General features: G+C 44.4%; 17 protein-coding genes. 14 read left to right on the top strand and 3 right to left on the bottom strand.

Annotation, left to right across the window (positions count from 1 at the left end; all coding sequences use genetic code 11):
• Nucleotides 1-189: 189 nt before the first annotated feature.
• Nucleotides 190-723, bottom strand: coding sequence for a DUF420 domain-containing protein (locus HOP45_RS05740; RefSeq protein WP_370457967.1), 534 nt, complete (start codon nucleotides 721-723; stop codon nucleotides 190-192).
• Between the two features lie 281 nt (nucleotides 724-1,004).
• Here HOP45_RS05740 and HOP45_RS05735 point away from each other — a divergent pair, with 281 nt between their 5' ends.
• The 8 genes from HOP45_RS05735 to HOP45_RS05700 all read left to right on the top strand — a co-directional run bounded on the left by HOP45_RS05735 (nucleotide 1,005) and on the right by HOP45_RS05700 (nucleotide 9,338).
• Nucleotides 1,005-2,255, top strand: a complete 1,251-nt coding sequence (locus HOP45_RS05735) for an ATP-grasp domain-containing protein (RefSeq protein WP_181347962.1) — start codon at nucleotides 1,005-1,007, stop codon at nucleotides 2,253-2,255.
• Nucleotides 2,256-2,270: 15 nt separating this feature from the next.
• Nucleotides 2,271-4,232, top strand: coding sequence for a hypothetical protein (locus HOP45_RS05730; RefSeq protein ID WP_181347961.1), 1,962 nt, complete (start codon nucleotides 2,271-2,273; stop codon nucleotides 4,230-4,232).
• Between the two features lie 199 nt (nucleotides 4,233-4,431).
• Nucleotides 4,432-4,698: a DUF4190 domain-containing protein gene (locus HOP45_RS05725; RefSeq protein WP_181347960.1), complete on the top strand. Its 267-nt coding sequence runs from the start codon at nucleotides 4,432-4,434 to the stop codon at nucleotides 4,696-4,698.
• 46 nt (nucleotides 4,699-4,744) lie between these two features.
• Nucleotides 4,745-5,593 (top strand): nucleotidyltransferase family protein, encoded by an 849-nt coding sequence (locus tag HOP45_RS05720; RefSeq protein ID WP_181347959.1) that lies wholly within the window; start codon nucleotides 4,745-4,747, stop codon nucleotides 5,591-5,593.
• A 240-nt stretch (nucleotides 5,594-5,833) separates the two neighbouring features.
• On the top strand, nucleotides 5,834-6,766 hold the full coding sequence (locus HOP45_RS05715; RefSeq protein WP_181347958.1) for a metal ABC transporter solute-binding protein, Zn/Mn family: 933 nt from the start codon (nucleotides 5,834-5,836) through the stop codon (nucleotides 6,764-6,766).
• A gap of 13 nt (nucleotides 6,767-6,779) precedes the next feature.
• Complete coding sequence (locus tag HOP45_RS05710) at nucleotides 6,780-7,526, top strand: metal ABC transporter ATP-binding protein (protein WP_370457957.1); 747 nt, start codon at nucleotides 6,780-6,782, stop codon at nucleotides 7,524-7,526.
• Between the two features lie 6 nt (nucleotides 7,527-7,532).
• On the top strand, nucleotides 7,533-8,453 hold the full coding sequence (locus HOP45_RS05705) for a metal ABC transporter permease (protein ID WP_181347957.1): 921 nt from the start codon (nucleotides 7,533-7,535) through the stop codon (nucleotides 8,451-8,453).
• On the top strand, nucleotides 8,454-9,338 hold the full coding sequence (locus HOP45_RS05700; RefSeq protein ID WP_181347956.1) for a metal ABC transporter permease: 885 nt from the start codon (nucleotides 8,454-8,456) through the stop codon (nucleotides 9,336-9,338).
• A gap of 298 nt (nucleotides 9,339-9,636) precedes the next feature.
• Here the strand turns inward: HOP45_RS05700 and HOP45_RS05695 are convergent, their stop codons facing one another.
• Nucleotides 9,637-9,822 carry a YjcZ family sporulation protein gene (locus HOP45_RS05695; protein ID WP_181347955.1) on the bottom strand — a complete coding sequence of 62 codons (186 nt, stop codon included), beginning with the start codon at nucleotides 9,820-9,822 and terminating at the stop codon, nucleotides 9,637-9,639.
• An 87-nt stretch (nucleotides 9,823-9,909) separates the two neighbouring features.
• Nucleotides 9,910-10,614 carry a DUF421 domain-containing protein gene (locus tag HOP45_RS05690; RefSeq protein ID WP_181347954.1) on the bottom strand — a complete coding sequence of 235 codons (705 nt, stop codon included), beginning with the start codon at nucleotides 10,612-10,614 and terminating at the stop codon, nucleotides 9,910-9,912.
• A gap of 226 nt (nucleotides 10,615-10,840) precedes the next feature.
• Here HOP45_RS05690 and HOP45_RS05685 point away from each other — a divergent pair, with 226 nt between their 5' ends.
• The 6 genes from HOP45_RS05685 (at nucleotide 10,841) to HOP45_RS05660 (ending at nucleotide 19,089) form a co-directional block, all read left to right on the top strand.
• Nucleotides 10,841-12,895: a catalase gene (locus HOP45_RS05685; protein WP_181347953.1), complete on the top strand. Its 2,055-nt coding sequence runs from the start codon at nucleotides 10,841-10,843 to the stop codon at nucleotides 12,893-12,895.
• Between the two features lie 447 nt (nucleotides 12,896-13,342).
• Nucleotides 13,343-14,611, top strand: a complete 1,269-nt coding sequence (locus HOP45_RS05680; protein WP_181347952.1) for a Zn-dependent hydrolase — start codon at nucleotides 13,343-13,345, stop codon at nucleotides 14,609-14,611.
• Between the two features lie 65 nt (nucleotides 14,612-14,676).
• Complete coding sequence (locus HOP45_RS05675; protein WP_181347951.1) at nucleotides 14,677-15,813, top strand: betaine/proline/choline family ABC transporter ATP-binding protein; 1,137 nt, start codon at nucleotides 14,677-14,679, stop codon at nucleotides 15,811-15,813.
• 12 nt (nucleotides 15,814-15,825) lie between these two features.
• On the top strand, nucleotides 15,826-16,494 hold the full coding sequence (locus HOP45_RS05670) for an ABC transporter permease (RefSeq protein ID WP_181347950.1): 669 nt from the start codon (nucleotides 15,826-15,828) through the stop codon (nucleotides 16,492-16,494).
• A 41-nt stretch (nucleotides 16,495-16,535) separates the two neighbouring features.
• Entirely contained in the window at nucleotides 16,536-17,432 is an 897-nt protein-coding gene (locus HOP45_RS05665; RefSeq protein WP_181347949.1) for a glycine betaine ABC transporter substrate-binding protein, read from the top strand.
• Between the two features lie 109 nt (nucleotides 17,433-17,541).
• The gene (locus tag HOP45_RS05660; protein ID WP_181347948.1) at nucleotides 17,542-19,089 is read left to right on the top strand and encodes an HAL/PAL/TAL family ammonia-lyase; all 1,548 of its coding nucleotides are present in this window, start codon (nucleotides 17,542-17,544) and stop codon (nucleotides 19,087-19,089) included.
• Nucleotides 19,090-19,206: the final 117 nt, after the last annotated feature.

Here is a 19,206-nt window from a genome sequence, read left to right as displayed (position 1 = left end):
ACTTCGCTTTCCACGGGCACGGCCTCAGCTTCCTCGAAAAGCAAAGAACGCTTTTCTGCGGGATCTTCGGCTCGCGCTGTTCCCGTTGGAGTCTCCGTGTTTTGACTACGCTAATGATAGCAATTGAAATTAAATCAATTTTCTTTTTTTACGTCTCAATATCTTCTCCCCATGTCTTCTACACTAAATTCAATAATACGGCGAAATCATCAAATAGACGATGACGCCGGTTAAACTGACATACAGCCAAATCGGCATCGTCCATCGAGCTATTTTGCGATGCTTATCCACCTTCATAGCCAATCCGCGGAACAGCGTGATTAATGCTAGCGGCACAATGGCTGCTGCCAGGACGATATGCGTGATCAAAATGAAATAGTAAATCGATTGGATCAAGCCTTCTCCCCCGTATGACGTTGAGGAAGACATGGAGTGATAGGTCAGATAAGATACAAGAAATAAAGCTGTGGTTGTAAATGCAGCGAAAATAAACCGTTTATGCCAAGTGACGTTTTTCCGTAAGATCATGAATAAGGCAGCCAGCAAAAACACGAACGTGAATGAATTTAAGATCGCATTCAATAAAGGCAGCAGCTTGATATTAAAGCTGGTGCCGTTTTCGATTTCAGGGATGAATAACAACGCCACAACGATGACATTGATCGCAATCGACAACCCGACGACCCAGGGGACATAATTGAAATGTTTGTTAATTTGCACAATAATTCCTCATCTCATAAAAATAATGATTCATCTTGAGTATATCGAAAAATGACCGTTAATTCATTAGTAGAGGAAATACAACAGTGACGATATTGTTAACTTTTCCGCTCTTATTTTTTCTTTTAAAGATGGTGCTCTAATTTGTGTTCTCTAAACGTGCAAAAAAACGTTATTCTCCTTCTGTTTTCATGCATTAAGTGGGGTGTTATCGGCAAAGATAATAGATGTTGTTAAATTCGTTAACCATCTAATGGTGATTATAGAAGGAGGGTGCTTCTGACTTGAGTACTGAGAAAAAAGACAAGAAAATTGCACTAATAGGATGGAGCCTGCAATCGATTGAAGCCATCGATGAATTGAAGCGTCCATTTGTCGTCGTCAGTCTGCCTGGTTTTGAAGAATATGCTAAGAAGTATGACATTCCTTTTATTGGTTGGGATTTTGAGACGGCCATGAAGGAAACACCAATGGAGCAAGTTTATGAGCGATCAAGAGAACTCGCGGACATCTTGAAACAGGCAGGCGTGGAGCACGTCATTCCCATTTTTGAGGACACTGTGGAATGGGCGGGCGCCTTAAATGCCCTCTTAAAAGAAAATCCCCGGGAATTCCATCATTCTTTGTTATTTCGGCACAAGGCCAAAATGAAAAGAAGGGCTCAAATCGGCGGCCTTAAAATCGGTATTTTTGAAGAAGCCAACAATAGAGCCGAAGTCAGCGAATTTCTTAAGCGTGTGAATGATGTCCTTCTGAAAAATGAGGGAGACGAAAACGATCCAATCCATATTAAGCCGTTTGATAAGGCAGGAGATGTAGGTCATAGGGTGATTCGAGATCCGAGGCAAATTGAAAGCGATTTGACAGATGATCAATTTCCTTGTTTGATGGAGAGCCATTTGGATGGTTCACAATTTTCCTGTGAGGTGTTTATCCGGAACGGTAAAATCAAGTTTTTGAACATTACGGAATATGTTGAGTTTGGTTATTCCATGATGGTTCCGCCTTCTCCAGAAATTGAGAAGAAACGCCCCATGATACGTAAGGCCGTTCAACAGTTGATTGATTCGTTTGAAATTGAAAACGGATTTATTCACCCGGAATTTTTTCTGACGGAGGATGGCGTCATTAACTTCATTGAAGTTGCGTTCAGAATTCCAGGGGGCAACATATTTGATTTGATTGCCGAATCCTATGGGTTTAACCCATTCCAGGCGCATATTCTGTGCTGTGATCCTAATACCACGGAAAAAGAGCTCAGTAAACTTTTTCCGAATGAGCGAAAAGTTAAAGGCCACACAGGGAGCTTAATGGTATACCCGCGGGTCAACAAAATTCAAGGACTTGTCGTGCCAGAAGAATTAGAGAATCACCCTGGGTTCAATAAACACACGATGTTTACGCCGGAAGATCGTAAAGTTATGAAAAGCGAAGGGTTCGGATCGCCTCATGGAGTCGTCTATTTCCATCATGAAAACCCTGATCATGTCAAACAACCGTTAATGGATTACAGCAAGTATGATTTCTATATATAAAGGGGACAACATGAAATGGCTATGCAATTAAATCACTCAGATCGTTTTGAGCAAGCCTTTGAACGATTGAAAAACGCAAAACCGTATGCCAAAAAATTGTATCAGAATGATTTATTTCAAGAAGCAAACCGGCTTGCCCGCTCCTATGAAGGCGTTCAAAAGTTGTACGAGTACGCTGATCAATTCGATCAGGCAGGCGTGTTTGAAGGGGGTCCCTGGGAAGACCCTTCTAAATTGCAGCCCAATTTAGTGAATCTTTCTTTGAGGGTCGAAGGCATCGAATCGATTGTCACGTTATTAAGTGAATTGCGCATGCTCGCCATCGCCCAAGGAAAATATGAACATGGCGAATTAAGTTCAGAAATGGCTAAGTCCTATTTGAATGAAGTGATGGCCCTAAACCTTGATTATATTTTTCCGGAAGAATCCGAGGAGTCACGGATTGAGAGCAGCAAAGAGACAGATCGTGCCCAAAACCTGTTCAAGCTGATCGTCGATGAAATGTCTTTATTAGCTGTATCGGGCACGTTAATCACAGAAATTAAACGATTAACGGCGCAGCGGCCTATTATGGTCAACCGTATTTTACTTATGATAGATAAGGCAGAACAGCTCTTGCACAGCGATGTAGATGAAAAAGAGCGTAAAGAAATCCAGCGTTACCACGATGCGACGGCTGAATTGACCAAGCTTAGCGAGGAGCACCCCAAGTTCAGTGACTACCGAAAGCAATTGCAGGAACTGTCGGAAGAGGAATTAACGCGCGAAGCCAGAACATTTGGTGAATCGATGAGAGCTACAGGACTCGTTTCTCCCTATCATGTCGTGTTGGTGCGCCACCTTAATTCCTCAAAATCAGAACTTCTGCCGACCGCGCTCAACTTAAATGAAAAGGGAGCAGCGAGTTTGGCAGAACATCAATCCGTCATCAGCGAATTGATCAAGGTCGCGATCCATATTCCGACACGTCAATCGTTATATGGCTTGGCCCGGTTATTGGAACGCAGCGTTTTGTCCCATCATCCCGTCATTCCTGGGTTGCGACGATTGATAGAATTGGACGTCCAGCAGGATGTGCGCGAGACCCTACTAGATGCTTTTGCCGAACATGACGGCTTGACGGCAAACAATATCATGGTCGCAGGAGTTTTGAGTGTGCTCGGCCAGCCGTTGGGTATTGGACAAGGATTGAACCCTACCTGTCAAAGTGCACGGGCAATCAGCCTCTGGTCCATTCATGATCCAGGCTATTTGCTTGAGCAAATTCCAAGGGCGGCAAGAGATGGCGACATTAATATGACGTTCGAGGGTGAGTCGATTCATTCCAAGAATTTGACTGGCGGACTAGCTCCAGAATTGCATGAAGAGCTTGATCCTGTTTCCCTCATTTTAGTTCCTCATCTTGATCGTATATACGCTGACATGATGCGTCGCGTGCAATTCAGAGGGGATGACCCCCATAAATGGGTCAACCCGGCCTTTTACGGCGACTGGGTGCCAAAAGGATTTGGAAAAGTATTTGATCAATTGACGCAGAACGTGACCGACTTTAACGGTTTCGTCCGCTTATTTTATGCCACGCACCACCCTGAATACAATGAGGGGCATGAGTTGATCTATCCGAATCCAGTCGGCATTTGTGTTACCACTGTGTATGGGAAAATGCTCGGTTTCCATGCCATTACGATTCAGCGGATTGACCAGGATGCAAACGGGAAGTACCGGGTGTATTTCTACAACCCGAATAATGACAGTTCACAAAATTGGGGACAAGGGATTGAACCGAAAGTGCAAGGGAACGGTGAAAAAGAAGGCGAGTCATCGCTGCCATTTCATGAATTCGCTTCACGCTTATATGCTTTCCATTACAATCCTTATGAACAAGGAGACCCCTCAGCTGTTGATGATGACATTGTAGAGAAAATTGCATCGCTTGCTCGCGAAAGCTGGGGGCAGGAGTACACGTGGACAAATTAATAAAATAAATCGAGTTTCCAGGTGCCTTTCTTTTTCGTAGAGAGCACCTGCTTTTTTGTGTCTCCCGATCGACTCTCAAGGCTTTTGTTTGCATATATTAAAACGTCCCCCTCGGGAACAAATGGGATAAAATGGTTGAATTTTGTGGGCAATCACGTACGATGATGTATGACTGATGTTTTATGAAGGAGGCAGATCGATGAGTGAGCAAAACCAGACAAATACAATGGCAGGCCTATCTCTAACCTTAGGCATTCTTGCGATTGTCTTACCATTTATCGGGTTGGTCATCGGAATCATAGGTATCATCTTGGCCAGGAAAACAATCAAGGGCATCCAGGAGACAGGTGCAAGCGGGAAAGGCATGGCCACGTCCGGGTTCGTGTGCAGTATCGTCGGCGTTATCATTCAATGTCTTCTTGCCGTTTTCGTGTTTTTAGGGATATCCCTCTTTATAATGGTTTAAGAAGGAATCCAACAGCGCCCTGGCGCAATCCAATGAGGGGGATCATATGACTGATATAAAAGAAATAGGACATGTATACCGTGTCAATGAAGAAGGGCATTTAATCAATGAATCAGAATTGGCCAAAATCGATCATACCTTCCGCTCAGCCATCGACACGGTTTTAGACATTTGCCTCCAGGCGTTACCGAATGATATTCATAGTATTTATGTGCGAGGGTCATTACCGAGAGGATTAGGCATTGCCGGTGTTTCCGATATCGATCTTATCGTGCTCACCTATTCTCAGCCGGAAGAGCTTCCATTAGATTGGGAAAGGGGAGCTGAAGCCAGAGTGAAAGAAGCTTATCCGTTTGTAAACGGCATAGAGATAGTTTTTAGTTCGTTGGACAATCTGTTGGATACACGTCGATTCGGGATCATTCCGTTTATGGTTAAAACTTATAGTGTGTGTGTTTATGGAGAAAACGTACAGCAGCAACTGCCGCCTTACCAAGCCGATCGTGCGCTTGCGAACGATCACATTATCCATATACGCTCACAACTCCATCAGGCTGCGTCAGATTTAACAGACAATGAAGATGAAGCTGAAGTTGAAGACTGCTGTGAATGGATCATGAAAATGATGGTTAGATGCGGCCTGGCGCTTGTCATGATGCATGAACATACATACACCCGGGATTTATATCCGGCCTACACTTTGTTTGCTAAGCATTACCCAAAAAAGGAACCCGAGATGAAAACCGCCCTCGTGTATGCGATTAACCCTTCTTGTCAGCCCGAGCTCTTATTGCCATTTCTTGAAAGGTTTGGCGCCTGGCTGCTCGCTGAAGCTGAGAATTGGCTGAACGTACATAACCCAGAACGGGTGGTTCATCTTGAACAAAACTGTTAGACATTTCAAATGAAAAAGTTATCTCACGTCCATTTGCTGCGATTACGCAGTGGGTGGGCGTTTTTTTTATGAGCTGGTACGCAGGGAGGTTCGTAGGTCATACGTACGCTTTTCTCTGTGTTCCCAAAGACGTTCAGCAAAATGTCTTGCTATTTTTTGATTAATACGATAAAGTTGCACAAAGTAAACTTTTATAACTATAATAAAAAAAATAGCTCTTAGGAAAAAGGAGAGATTGACATGAAGTATGGACTCAAGATGTTTGCAGGCATGCTCACCGTTGCGATGATTTCAGCTTGTTCCTCTGACTCGTCTTCAGGGGGCTCATCGGAGGATGAGACAATAAAGGTCACGACGACGATTGCTCAAATCGGAAATGCAGTGGAAGAAATCGGGGGCGAGCATGTTGAAGTAGTAAGCTTGATGGGTCCGGGGATTGACCCTCATTTATACCAGGCGACCCAAAGTGATCTGAAAAAACTTCAAAATGCTGAAGTCATTTTTTATAACGGATTGAATTTGGAAGGGCAAATGCACGAGGTTTTCGAAAACATGTCGGATCACACCCCGACCGTAGCGATAGGTGATACATTGCCAGATGATGTGTTGAGGGAAGATATGGAAGATGACAATAAAACAGACCCACATATCTGGTTCGATATTGAGATTTGGAAAACCGCGATTTCTAACATAACCGATACATTATCTGAAGAAGACCCGGCGCATGCTGAGGCGTATCAACAGAATGAAGAAGCTTATTTTGAAGAGTTGGATGAGCTTCATGATTACGCCAAGGAGCAAACGGCTAACATTCCGGAAAACCAACGTGTCCTCGTCACGGCGCATGATGCATTTAATTATTTTGGCAATGCCTACGATATGGAAGTGAAGGGCCTTCAAGGTTTATCCACGGACGCTGAATACGGATTGGCAGATATTCAAGACTTAGTAGGTACACTTGTTTCAAAAAACATTAAGGCAGTCTTCATAGAATCGAGTGTTTCTGAAAAATCAATCAATGCAGTCATTAAAGGAGCAGAGAAACAAGGCCACAACGTCACAATCGGCGGTGAATTATACTCTGACGCGATGGGCGAAGACGGAACAGAAGAAGGTACGTACATTGGCATGTACCGGCATAATGTAGACACGATTGTGAAAGCACTGAAATAAAGGGGGAGTCAACGTGAATCAAGCGGTAGAAGTAAAAGATGTAACGGTTGCTTATGATCAAAAGCCTGTCCTGGAGAACATATCATTTACCGTTCCTAAAGGGATACTTATGGCTGTGGTTGGACCAAACGGGGCGGGGAAATCGACGCTCATCAAAGCGATGCTCGACTTGACTCAAAAGAGTGCGGGGGACGTTAAGATTTTAGGAGAGGCCTACAAGCCGAAAAACAGAACAGTCGGGTATGTTCCGCAACGCGGCACAGTGGATTGGGATTTTCCTACAAATGCCCTTGATGTAACCCTTATGGGGAGGTATGGACATATCGGTTGGTTTAGGCGTCCGTCTAAATCCGATGTTGCTCTGGCTGAGGAAGCGCTGGAAAAAGTCGGTATGAGCGCTTATAAACATAGGCAGATTCGTCAGTTATCCGGCGGACAGCAGCAACGGGTATTTTTAGCTCGTGCCCTAGTGCAAGATGCGGATGTCTATTTCATGGATGAACCCTTCGTGGGGGTAGATGCGGCTACTGAGCGGGCCATCATTGCGTTATTACGCGATTTAAAAGAAAGCGGCAAAACGGTGGTCGTCGTCCACCACGATTTGCAGACCGTGCCGGAATATTTCGATTGGACGCTGCTTTTGAATAAACAACAGATCGCCTGTGGGCCAACCGATGAGGTCTTTACAATGGAACAACTGCAACAAACCTACGGCGGTCATTTATCATTTTTAAACCAGACAGAAATGGTTGGCAGGTGATAGGGAATGGAGCAAATTATTCAGTCCTTACTTCATGATTCGAATACCCAGTGGGTCGTGTTAAGCACGATGCTGCTTGGGATTGCCAGCGGGGTGCTGGGCAGCTTCGCCCTCTTACGGAAACAGAGTTTGGTCGGTGATGCCGTCGCCCATGCTGCATTGCCAGGGATTTGCCTCGCTTTCTTTATCATTGGTGAAAAACAGTTTCTCGCTTTGATTATCGGTGCTACCGTTTCGGGATTGCTCGCCATGTACCTTATCCAGTTGATTACGTCTACAACACGTTTGAAACAGGATGCTGCCATTTGTCTCGTTCTCTCGGTGTTCTTTGGAATCGGAATTGTTTTATTGACGAAAGTATCGCAGCAAAGCTCCGGGAACAAGAGCGGTTTGGACGATTTCATTTTCGGGCAGGCCGCTTCTATGACGGGATCTGATGTCTATTTGATGGGCGGCACAGCTGCTGTGCTCATCGTCACCACGTTTATCCTGTTCAAAGAATTGAAACTGATTACGTTTGACCCCGAATTTGCCAAAGGAATCGGACTGCCGCTAGGCGTGTTGGAAACCTTGTTCTCGACTTTGCTAGTTGTAACCGTTGTGATTGGGATTCAAGCAGTCGGTGTCATTTTGATGGCCGCTTTGCTTATCATTCCCTCAATGGCCGCACGGTATTGGACCGATTCTTTAGGGGTGATGGTATGGATATCGGGGTTGATCGGAGCCATTTCCGGCGTATCAGGTACGCTCATCAGTACATTAGGTCTTGGTCTGGCAACGGGACCCTTAATCGTCGTTTCAGCCTCGTGCATGTTTGTGGTCTCCTTGATCGTTGCTCCGAAGCGGGGGATGATCGCTCAATGGACATTTCATAAAAAGGGCATAGCCGCCAAAACTACCGGGTCTTATCGAAAGGAGGGAGCATAAATGGGATATGAAGCCTGGATTTTGCTGACAGGGAGCTTAGTGGGCATTAGCTGCGGGATGATTGGCTGCTATTTAATCGTGCGTCGCATGGTCATGTTGGCCGACGCCATCAGTCATAGCGTTCTGCTTGGCATTGTTTTAGCCTTTTTAGTTTCGCAAAGTTTAAATAGCATCTATATGTTAATCGGAGCTGCTGTCATTGGCCTGGCGACAACGATTTTTATTCAATGGTTGTACGCTTCAGGTGTTCCCGAGGATGCTTCGATTGGCATCGTATTTACGACGCTTTTTGCCATTGGCGTTATCCTTATTTCCCTCTTTGCGAAAGATGTTCACCTGGATGTGAATCATGCATTGATGGGGGAAATCGCATTTGTTCCCTGGAATACGATCGTTATTTTTGGGGCAGAGATTCCCAAAGCAACAGCGACACTGCTTGGGATTACCGTCGTGACATTGCTATTCATCATCGGTTTATATAAAGAATTGAAGATTACATCCTTTGATGCCGCTCTAGCGCTCACCATCGGTTTGCCGGTTACGTTTATCCATTATCTCCTCATGACAATGGTTTCCCTGACAGCCGTGGGCTCATTTGATGCGGTCGGTGCCATTCTGGTCGTCGCCATGTTCGTCGTTCCAGGCTCCTGCGCTTACTTACTGACCGACAGGCTTGATGCGATGCTCGCGATCAGTGCCCTTGTCGGCGTGCTCAGTGCCGTGTCAGGATACTATGCGGCGCTTTGGTGGGATGTATCAATATCAGGGTCCATGGCCATGATGGGAGGGGTTATATTTTTGCTCACCTGGATATTCTCTCCGCGATATGGTCTGATTTCAAAATGGAAAAAATCGAGCACCCCATTGAAGGAGCAGGAGGGATAGCGTGATAAAGGAGAAATAGGATATGGCGTTTATGATAGCAGTCATCTCTGGCGTGACGATTCTGATCTATTTTATATGGAAGTTGTTAGTGACCAAGAATCAAAACGAATAGCACGTTGTTTCCTGTGCTTCTTTTGCTGGTTATCCTCCTCCCCATATTTTTTATTCTATTCCGTTGAATCGCGATACGCGTGCGCCTGCACCATAAAAAAAAGCCAAAGCAGATGCCTTGGCTTTTTTTAAGGATTTAACGCACATGCGCTAAAGGGTTAGAAAAAGGTCTTATCTATTTTGGGAGTTATTTTACAAACGCAACGCCCACGATAATGAGCAGGATGAACAAGACAACAATTAACGCAAAACCGCCGGTACCCCTGCGTCTGCCGCAGCCGCCGCCGAATCCGCCGACATTGTTAGGACCATAGCCGCCAAAACCGCCAACGTTATTCGGGCCGTAGCCACCAAAACCTCCGAAACAGCTCATAACTTCACCACCTTTTAGTCGATATCTTATTCTATGAAAGTCAGGGGATGAGTGGAAAGGCTTATGTCTATTCAGATAGGTGTGCCCTCAATTTTGCAGGGTTGAAGATAGATCATCTTGCTTCGTATCCAAGTAAACACGGCCTGTTTGGTCGATTTGAGCCACCATCACGTTTTTGATGGCCGTGACATTATGGGATTTCAATATAGCGTTTACCCAGTCAATATCTTTTCCTAGCGCTGCTAAGCCGGACGAAAGGATCTGACCGTCCATGATGAACACGTGCGGAATGCCCCGGGAGGACGGATAGATATTCAAGCTCCCCATGGTGACCTGTTGCTTAGCTGGCTTTTTCAAAACACTAAGCGACCCATCTGTCTCAAGAATGGCTGCTTCGACTTCATCCAAGTAGAAAGCATTCTTTTTTCTGAGTTGATGGAGCAGTTCATCAATCGAGAACCGTACTTTAGTCATTTCGTCCTCGAGCACTTTACCATTGCGAATGAGAACGGATGGTTTGCTTTTAAGTATTTTTCTAATTTGGAAACTTTTTAATGATAAAACATCGAGGAGAAGAATGAGCATGGCAAATACGACGAGCAAGGTTAGGCCAGTTATAAATGGGGTATCTGTACTTATTACAACATCTGCCGTAATCGAGCCAATGGTGATTCCCGCCACAAAGTCGATGAAGGTCATATGTGAAATAAGTTTTTTGCTTAGACTCCGACACAAGATATACAGCACAGCTAACGACACCGTCGTCCGAATCAAAATATCAATCAAATCCAAGTAAGATCACCTCACAAACAGTCTCCATAGTAATTTCCCCGAATCCCCTATAATGATGCGTACCTGGTACAAAACGGGGAATTTGAAAAGAGCCGGGTGTTTCTTTTTTGTGTTCAATAACGATTATTTTTTTATAAGAATTCTAAATATGATGTTTTAGTGTGGTGTTATCGGGAACAAGAGTTACGTAAGAAATTACATATTTTTTATAAGGAGGAGAATATGTATGAGTGATGAACACCAGAAGCAAAACAAAAAAGAGGAACAGCTTGAGAAACATAGTACAAAAGACGAAGGTAAGATGACGACGAATCAAGGCCAGAAGGTTTCGGAAGATGAATTTTCATTAAAAGCTGGCGAACGCGGTCCTACGCTAATGGAAGATTTTCATTTCCGTGAAAAAATGACGCATTTTGACCACGAGCGTATTCCAGAGCGCGCGGTGCATGCGAGAGGCTTCTCAGCTCACGGCGAATTTCAGCTGTACGAGTCTATGGAAGACTACACGGATGCCGACTTTTTAAAAGATACATCAAAAACAACCCCCGTATTTGTAAGATTTTCTACTGTAGCAGGTTCTAAAGGTTCTTCTGAAACGGTACGCGATGTGCGAGGCTTCGCGACCAAGTTTTACACAGACGAAGGTAACTTTGATTTAGTAGGAAATAACATCCCCGTATTTTTCATTCAAGATGCCATTAAGTTCCCGGATTTAGTTCATGCCGTTAAACCAGAACCGCATACAGGCATGCCACAAGGGGCTTCTGCTCACGATACGTTCTGGGATTTCGTAGCCAATAACCAGGAATCAGCGCATATGGTCATGTGGGCGATGTCAGACCGCGCCATTCCGCGTAGTTTCCGGATGATGGAAGGTTTCGGCGTCCACACGTTCCGATTAGTAAACGCCAAAGGGGAAGCGCACTTTGTCAAATTCCATTGGAAACCAGTGCTTGGTACGCACTCCCTTGTGTGGGATGAAGCGCAAAAGCTTTCCGGTAAAGATGCTGACTTCCACCGTGGCGATTTAATCGAAGCGATTGATAATGGAAACTACCCAGAATATGAACTGGGCGTTCAAATTATAAAAGAAGAAGACGAGTTCATGTTTGATTTCGATATCCTTGACCCGACCAAAGTATGGCCGGAAGAAGACGTGCCGGTTAAAAAAATCGGAAAAATGACCCTTACGCGCAACGTTGATAACGTGTTTGCTGAGAACGAGCAAGTCGCTTTCCATCCGGGTAACGTGGTAAAAGGCATCGACTTTTCCAACGATCCGCTGTTGCAAGGACGGCTCTTCTCTTACACGGATACGCAAATCAACCGCTTCGGCAGCGCAAACTTCCATGAGGTGCCGATTAACAAGCCGGTCTGCCCATTCCACAATAATCAGCGCGATGGCTTTATGCGCCAGACGATCAGCAAGGGGCAAGTCAGTTATCATAAAAACTCACTGGCCGATAATCAACCTGAGCCTGCCACTGAAGAAGAAGGCGGATATGTCCACTATCAAGAAAAAGTGGATGGCCGTAAGATCCAGGCTCGCAGTGAAAGCTTTAAAGACCACTTCTCTCAAGCGACGTTATTCTGGAACAGCATGAGCGATGTGGAAAAAGACCACATCACCAATGCATTCAGTTTCGAACTCGGGAAGCTGGAAAGTGGATCAGTGCAACAGCAAGTCATTGATATGTTTGCAAATGTCAGCCTTGATTTGGCTACGGCCGTTGCTGAAAATATTGGGGCCAGAGCACCTCAAAGCGGCGGATCGGATGTTACCAAATCATCGCCAGCATTGAGCCAGGAAAACATGACGTACAAACCAGATACCCGAAAAGTCGGTGTCATCGTGGATGATGGCTTCAAAGGCGAAGACTTGATGACAGTTATTAATGAGTTGAAAGCCCAAGGTATTCAGCCTGAGCTTATCAGTGATAAACTCGGCGTGAAAAAAGCTGTGGACGGAGCAGAAGCTGAGATTGATCACACCTTCTTAACCAGCGAATCCGTCTTGTTTGATGCCATATATGCCGTTGGCGGCGACAATGAAAGCAAAGACTTTTATAAAGCAGCCAACTACTTCATCAACGAAGCGTTCTCGCACTTTAAACCAATCGGTGCGACTCATGAAGGCGTAACCTGGTTGCAAAACAATAACTTGACAGGCAGCGCAGGTGTCGTAACAGGAGATGACATGCAAGCCTTTGCTAAAGAGTTTGCCGAAGCTGTAGCGGCCCACCGCCATTGGGATCGCGAAATTGTTTATCAAGTGGTATAAAAAAATAGTGCGCCATGAGACTGTCGAGTGCGACTCGGCGGTCTCTTTTTTTGTTAACACGGAAGGGATCGTTATGGTTGAAGTCTACCTAATTTAGCTAACAACTTCTGTTGGTTTCTTAGCAACTTGACTTTCTAAAAAAAATTTTATCGCAAAGTCAATTGATTTAATTCTGAATGGAGCGCGAATAACAGGGGTTACATAAACGATAGTTATCTTTTTTAATATTCAAACTAAAATAAAAATTCTAAATATTTGATTGAAATGCACTTTAAGTCTGTGATAGAATTTCATTCAAATAAAGTCCTGCAAATAAAGAATATATTCTCAATATTTGAGAATTAAATTTGAGTAAGCTAGTTATTCTCGCGCAGGTGCCTACAAGTGGTGTGGAAACTTGTATAGGAGCATTACACGTAGCATCCTGTCAGAAAGGTGGTTGAAAGCATGAGTGAGGAACTATTATCCGGTAAATCTGCTCGTTTGCAACAGTATATTGAAAAACTGGCGACGTTTATTGATCAGGAAAAGCCGGGTTGGACACGCCGGCCATTTACGAAAGAATATCAACACGCTAGGAAGTGGCTGAGAGAGCAAATGGAAGAATTAGGGTTAACGACCCATGTAGATGCATCGTCAAATTTAATTGGCCGATGGGAAGGGAAGAAGCCAGACCTTGCTCCAATTGTTTTAGGTTCCCATATTGATACGGTAACGGGAGGCGGACGATTTGATGGAATAGCTGGTGTCGTTGGAGCGTTAGAAGTGGTACGTGTTTTGCAAACCTCAGGCAAACGGCTTGACCATACCCTTGAGGTTATTGATTTTACTGCAGAGGAGCCAAGTGAATATGGAATTTCCACAATCGGAAGTCGAGGGCTTGTCAATAACTTAACGACCAACATGTTGGAGCGCAAAGGTCCTGATGGAGAAACACTAAGCGAAGGGATTCGACAAGCTGGAGGTCTACCGGAGCATATTAGCGAGGAAGCAAGACAAATCGGAGAAGTATCCATATATTTAGAAATGCACATCGAACAGGGCCCCGTTCTTGAGCAAATGGACGAGACGGTAGGTATTGTAACCGGCATTGTCGGGATTCACCGGTATCGAGTCAATGTAATTGGACAGCCGGATCATGCCGGTACCACGCCGATGAATAAACGTTGTGATGCGCTTACAGCTGCTTCAGAACTGAACCTTGCTCTGGAAGCGATTTGTCAGGAAGAGTGGGAAAAAGGGGTTGTGGGGACCGTTGGGCGTTTAAACGTAAAACCGAACGCTTCAAACGTTATCCCCGGTGAAATTAACCTAGACATAGACGTAAGAAGCTTAGCTATTGAGACGCTTGAGGGGGTAATGACTAAGTTGAAAGGCAAAGCAGCTGCCATTTCATCAAGCCGAGGGGTGGATATTAAATTTGATTGTTTATCTCAATCCACTCCTATCGAGGTTGATGACAAGATTCTTACGCTTATTGAAAAAGCTAGTCAGCAGGCAGTTCACACACATCGAATCCCAAGTGGAGCTGGGCATGATGCTAATCAAATGGCTAATATTAGTCCGATCGCCATGTTCTTTATTCCAAGTAAGGATGGTAAAAGTCACTGCCCTGAAGAATGGACGGATTATGAAGATGTGGCAAGAGGGGTAGATTGTATGGTTCAATCTTTATTCCAAATAGACTCCTCACTTAGTCCTAGCTCTGTTAACTGAAGAGGCAGCACTTATGACTGGCTGAAGAAGGGCTTTAGGGCATTATATTCATGAGGAGGAAGAGAATGATTCGATTCGAAAATGTCCGCAAAGAGTTCGGTGAACATGTAGCCTTACACAATATTAACTTCGAAGTGAAAGAAGGGGAACTCGTCTGTTTAATCGGTCCAAGTGGGTGTGGAAAGACCACATGCTTGAAAATGATCAATCGCTTAATAGAACTTACATCCGGCAGCATTCACATGAACGAAAAAGATATCGCAGAACATGATCCGGTGGAGTTACGGCGTAATGTCGGGTATGTTATCCAACAAATCGGTCTGTTTCCGCATCTATCTATAGCTAAGAATATTGCGCTCGTACCTAAGTTGAAAGGATGGAAAGCGGATCGATATAAAAAGCGGACCGATGAGTTGTTGCAGATGGTGGGGTTGGATCCAGACACATACAGGGACCGATTTCCTTCCGAATTAAGCGGCGGTCAACAGCAGCGGATAGGTGTTATACGGGCACTTGCAGCTGAGCCGCCAATTGTGCTTATGGATGAACCTTTTAGTGCTTTGGATCCAATCAGTCGCGAGCAGCTTCAGGAAGAAATGATGCGGCTGCAAGAGGAAATAAAGAAGACGATCGTTTTCGTCACCCACGATATGGATGAAGCTCTGAAAATAGCAGACCGAATTGCAATTATGGTGGATGGTCACATTATTCAATTTGACACGCCTCATAACATTTTGAAAAATCCTAAAGATGCTTTTGTGCGGGACTTTATCGGAGAAAAACGTTTGGGCGAGGCCATTGATGAAGAAGGATTTGAACGGCAGGTCAACCATGTCATGTCTCAGCCGAAGAAAGTGTTGCAATCCGATTATACGGTATCTCAAGCCAGGGATTTACTGGGAGATACCACTCCGTCGTTACTTCCAGTCGTGAACAAGGATAATGAATTAGAAGGGTTAGTAAGTTCGACGGAACTGTACATTCATTTAGAAGATGATCAATTGGTCGCTTCCTTAATGGTCACGGATTTTACCAGGTTAGGCCCAGAGGAGAATTGGAAGCAAGCGTTAAAGCATTTGCTTGGCGAAGGAGCACAAGCAATGCTCCCTGTTGTGACAAGCGAAAATAAACTCCACGGAGTTGTAACGGAAAAAACGATTCTGCGCTGTTTAACAGCAAAAGAAAAAATAGTTGTAAAATAGGAGGTTATAAAAATGGAAGATCAACCAGGTACTTTTTCGCTGCTGATTGATGTGTTTGTCAATAGAACAGGCATGGTCGTAGAAGCTATTTATCAACATATCTATTTATCCTTTTTATCATTAGCAATTGTATTAGCCATCTCTATTCCTTTAGGTATTTATCTTACACGTAAAAAGAAAATTGCGGATCCCGTTATTGGAATAACAGGCGTTTTTCAAACCATTCCAAGCATCGCCTTGTTCGGGTTTCTTCTCCCATTTGTCGGGATTGGAACAACTCCGACGATTATTGCGCTTGTGATGTTTGCGCTTATGCCCGTGTTGCGGAATGTATATACAGGTATCACCGAGGTGGACAAAACAGTAGTTAATGCTGGAAAGGGCATGGGAATGACGGATTGGCAAATTTTATGGACGATTCAATTACCGATTGCCTTGCCTGTCATCATGGCTGGGGTAAGAACGGCAACTATTTTGATTATCGGGTTGACGACAATTGCTGCATTTATCGGTGCCGGAGGCTTAGGAGAAATGATATTTCGTGGCGTATCGCTTATGCGGAATGAATTGATCTTGGCTGGTGCTATACCGGCAGCGGGGTTGGCGCTATTAGCGGATTTCTGTTTGAAGAAGCTTGAAAACTCTGTAACACCACGTGGATTGAAAGAAAAAGCGGATTAGAATCTAAATATTGAAATGGGCTAGGTGGTAAAATGAAAAGCATGGCAGCAATTGCGTTAAGTTTTGTCCTGTTAGCAGCAGGGTGTGGAAGTGCAAGCTCAGGTTCATCGGATAGCACTACTGTCACAGTATCAGGAAAAAATTGGACAGAGCAAATTATACTCGCTCACATAATGGCCAGCACCATTGAAGGAAAGACGGACCATAACGTCGATTTAAAGGAAGGACTGGGCTCCTCGGACGTACTAGTACAAGCTCTTCAGGATGATAATATTGATGTGTTCGCAGATTATAGCGGGACAGGCATGGTTAACATACTTGGCAAGGAGATAGCGGGGGAAGACACACGCGAAACAGTACTAGAAAAAGCTAAAACTGGATATGAAGAGGAGTTTGGTGCCACTTGGCTGAAGTCTTTTGGGTTCCAGAATACGTGGTCATTAATCGTGAGAGAAGAAACCGCGGAGGAATTGGGAATTGAAACATTCTCTGATTTGGAAGAACATGCAGGCGAACTGGTACTGGGGTCAGATGCTCAATTTGCTGAAAGAAGTGACGGGTTACCCGGATTGCAGAAAGAATACAAAGGCCTACAATTCCAAGACAGGGTGGAGATGGACATCGGATTAGCATATGATTCACTTGCAGAAGGGGAAATTGATGTTTTAGTCGGTTATGGAACCGATGGGAGAATCCCTGCTCTGGATCTTCAGACTCTCAAAGATGATAAAGGGTACTTCCCTCCCTATGACGCTGCCCCTATCTTAAGACAGGAATTCGTTGATAAATACCCCGAGGTCAAAGAAGCATTGAATCAATTAGCTGGAGAAATCAGTGAAAAAGAAATGGCAGAAATGAATACGCAAGTAGATCTAGAAAGGCGAAGTCCAAAAGAAGTAGCAGAAGAGTTTTTAGGAGAAAAAGGGATATTAGAATGAAATGTCCGTCGAAAAGGTAACCATAAGGCTGCAATATAGCGCGGTGGGGCAAGCTGATTACTTTAGTCACCTAAGAAAGAAGTTTTTTATGATCCAGGAGGAATGAGGTATGGAGGTCAAAAAAGGCACAATAATAGAGCTGACAGGAGACAATCTCTCTATCGAAAAGGTTATCCATATAGCACAAGGAAGAGCTAAAGTTCAGTTGAACTCACAAGCTTTTGATAGAGTGGTGGAAGAACGGGAAAGCCTTAACAAATTGGCTAGGAGAGAAGAGCCGATTTATGGCGTTAATACGGGTTGTGGTGCTAACAGAGATGTTCGCATTCCAGATGATCGTATTGACGAATTCCAACGAAGCGTTTTATTAAGTCATTGTGTTGGAACGGAAGAAATCCATGATGATGAAGTTGTCCGAGCTATCCTGGTTTGTCGGGCGAATACGTTGTTAAAAGGTGGAACGGGGGTTCAGGCTGGTATTCTAAAAAGGCACGAAGACTTTATCAATTTAGGTATTCACCCATTGACACCTAAGAAGGGTTCAGTAGGTACTGGGGATCTTGGTCAGATGGCTGAACAAGGGTTAGCTTTCATAGGAGAAGGCGAGGTTAGGTATCAAGGTGAACAAATGCCAGCGTTACAAGCGTTAGGGGAGGAAGGATTATCGCCGCTGACACTTGGACCTAAAGACGGGATGATTCTCTGCTGTACCAACGCAGCGACGGTCGGACATATGTGCGCTGTGCTGTATCGGGCAGAAAAGACTCTCTGGCACCTGGATTTAGCTGGTGCTTTAAGTTTGGAAGCTTTTCGTGGCAACCTCTCACCTTTTCAAGATAAGGTCGTACAATCACGTGCTTTTGCTGGTCAACAGAAAACGAGCAACCGTGTTAACACGTTCTTGCAAGGGAGTTTTCTAACGGAACCTCAAAACCAACGAAGTGTACAGGACCCCCTCAGTTTTCGTTGTATGGCTCAGGTCCACGGGGAGTGCCATGATGCCTACACATTCGTGAAGCATGCTTTGGAAATCGAAATGAATAGCATCTGTGACAATCCTATGTTTGATGCTGAAAGTGAAGCATTCATCCATCACGGAAATTTTCACTCTCAACCTTTTGTAACACGTCTCGAGTACCTCGGTCTCCAATTGTCCTCTGTAACCAGTATGATTCAGAATCGTTTGCAAAGATTGATGAACCCGGAATTCAGTGGGTTGACGAAATTCTTAACGAATGATCCGGGCGTTAGCAGCGGTTTTTCTACCTTGCAGAAAACATATTCGCAGCTGGCCGCTGAGATTAGACATTTAGCTAACCCGGGTTCATTAGATAGTTACAACGTGGCAAATAGTGTCGAAGATCATGGCAACATGGCTCCGTTTATTGTGCAAAAAACCGAAGATATACTGGAGCATCTAGAAACGATTATCGGAATTGAGCTAATGGTTTCCTCACAAGGGATTGATTTATTGGACAAGCCAACTCTGGGGGAAGCGACGAAAATCGGTTACCATTCCATTCGACAATTCGTTCCCCCTTTAGAAGAAGACCGTGTCATCAGTAAAGATATTAAAGAGGTGAAAACTCTAGTGAAGCGTAATGAAATCATCCAAGGCATGAAGTTCGGAAACGAAACGTTCTCGCATTCCTCTTGATAAACTCATCTAACTAAGATGAGTTTTTTTATGGTTACTTGATTGTAAACTATAAAAAATATCAGGTTGACAAAAGGTGCACTTATGCGATAATCTTCGCTATATACATATAGAAAA

This window comes from Thalassobacillus sp. CUG 92003 (assembly GCF_013618635.1).
GTDB lineage: Bacteria > Bacillota > Bacilli > Bacillales > Halobacillaceae > CUG-92003.
The sequence above is the reverse complement of the archived record's forward strand: the minus strand, read 5'-3'. Positions and strand labels throughout refer to the sequence as shown.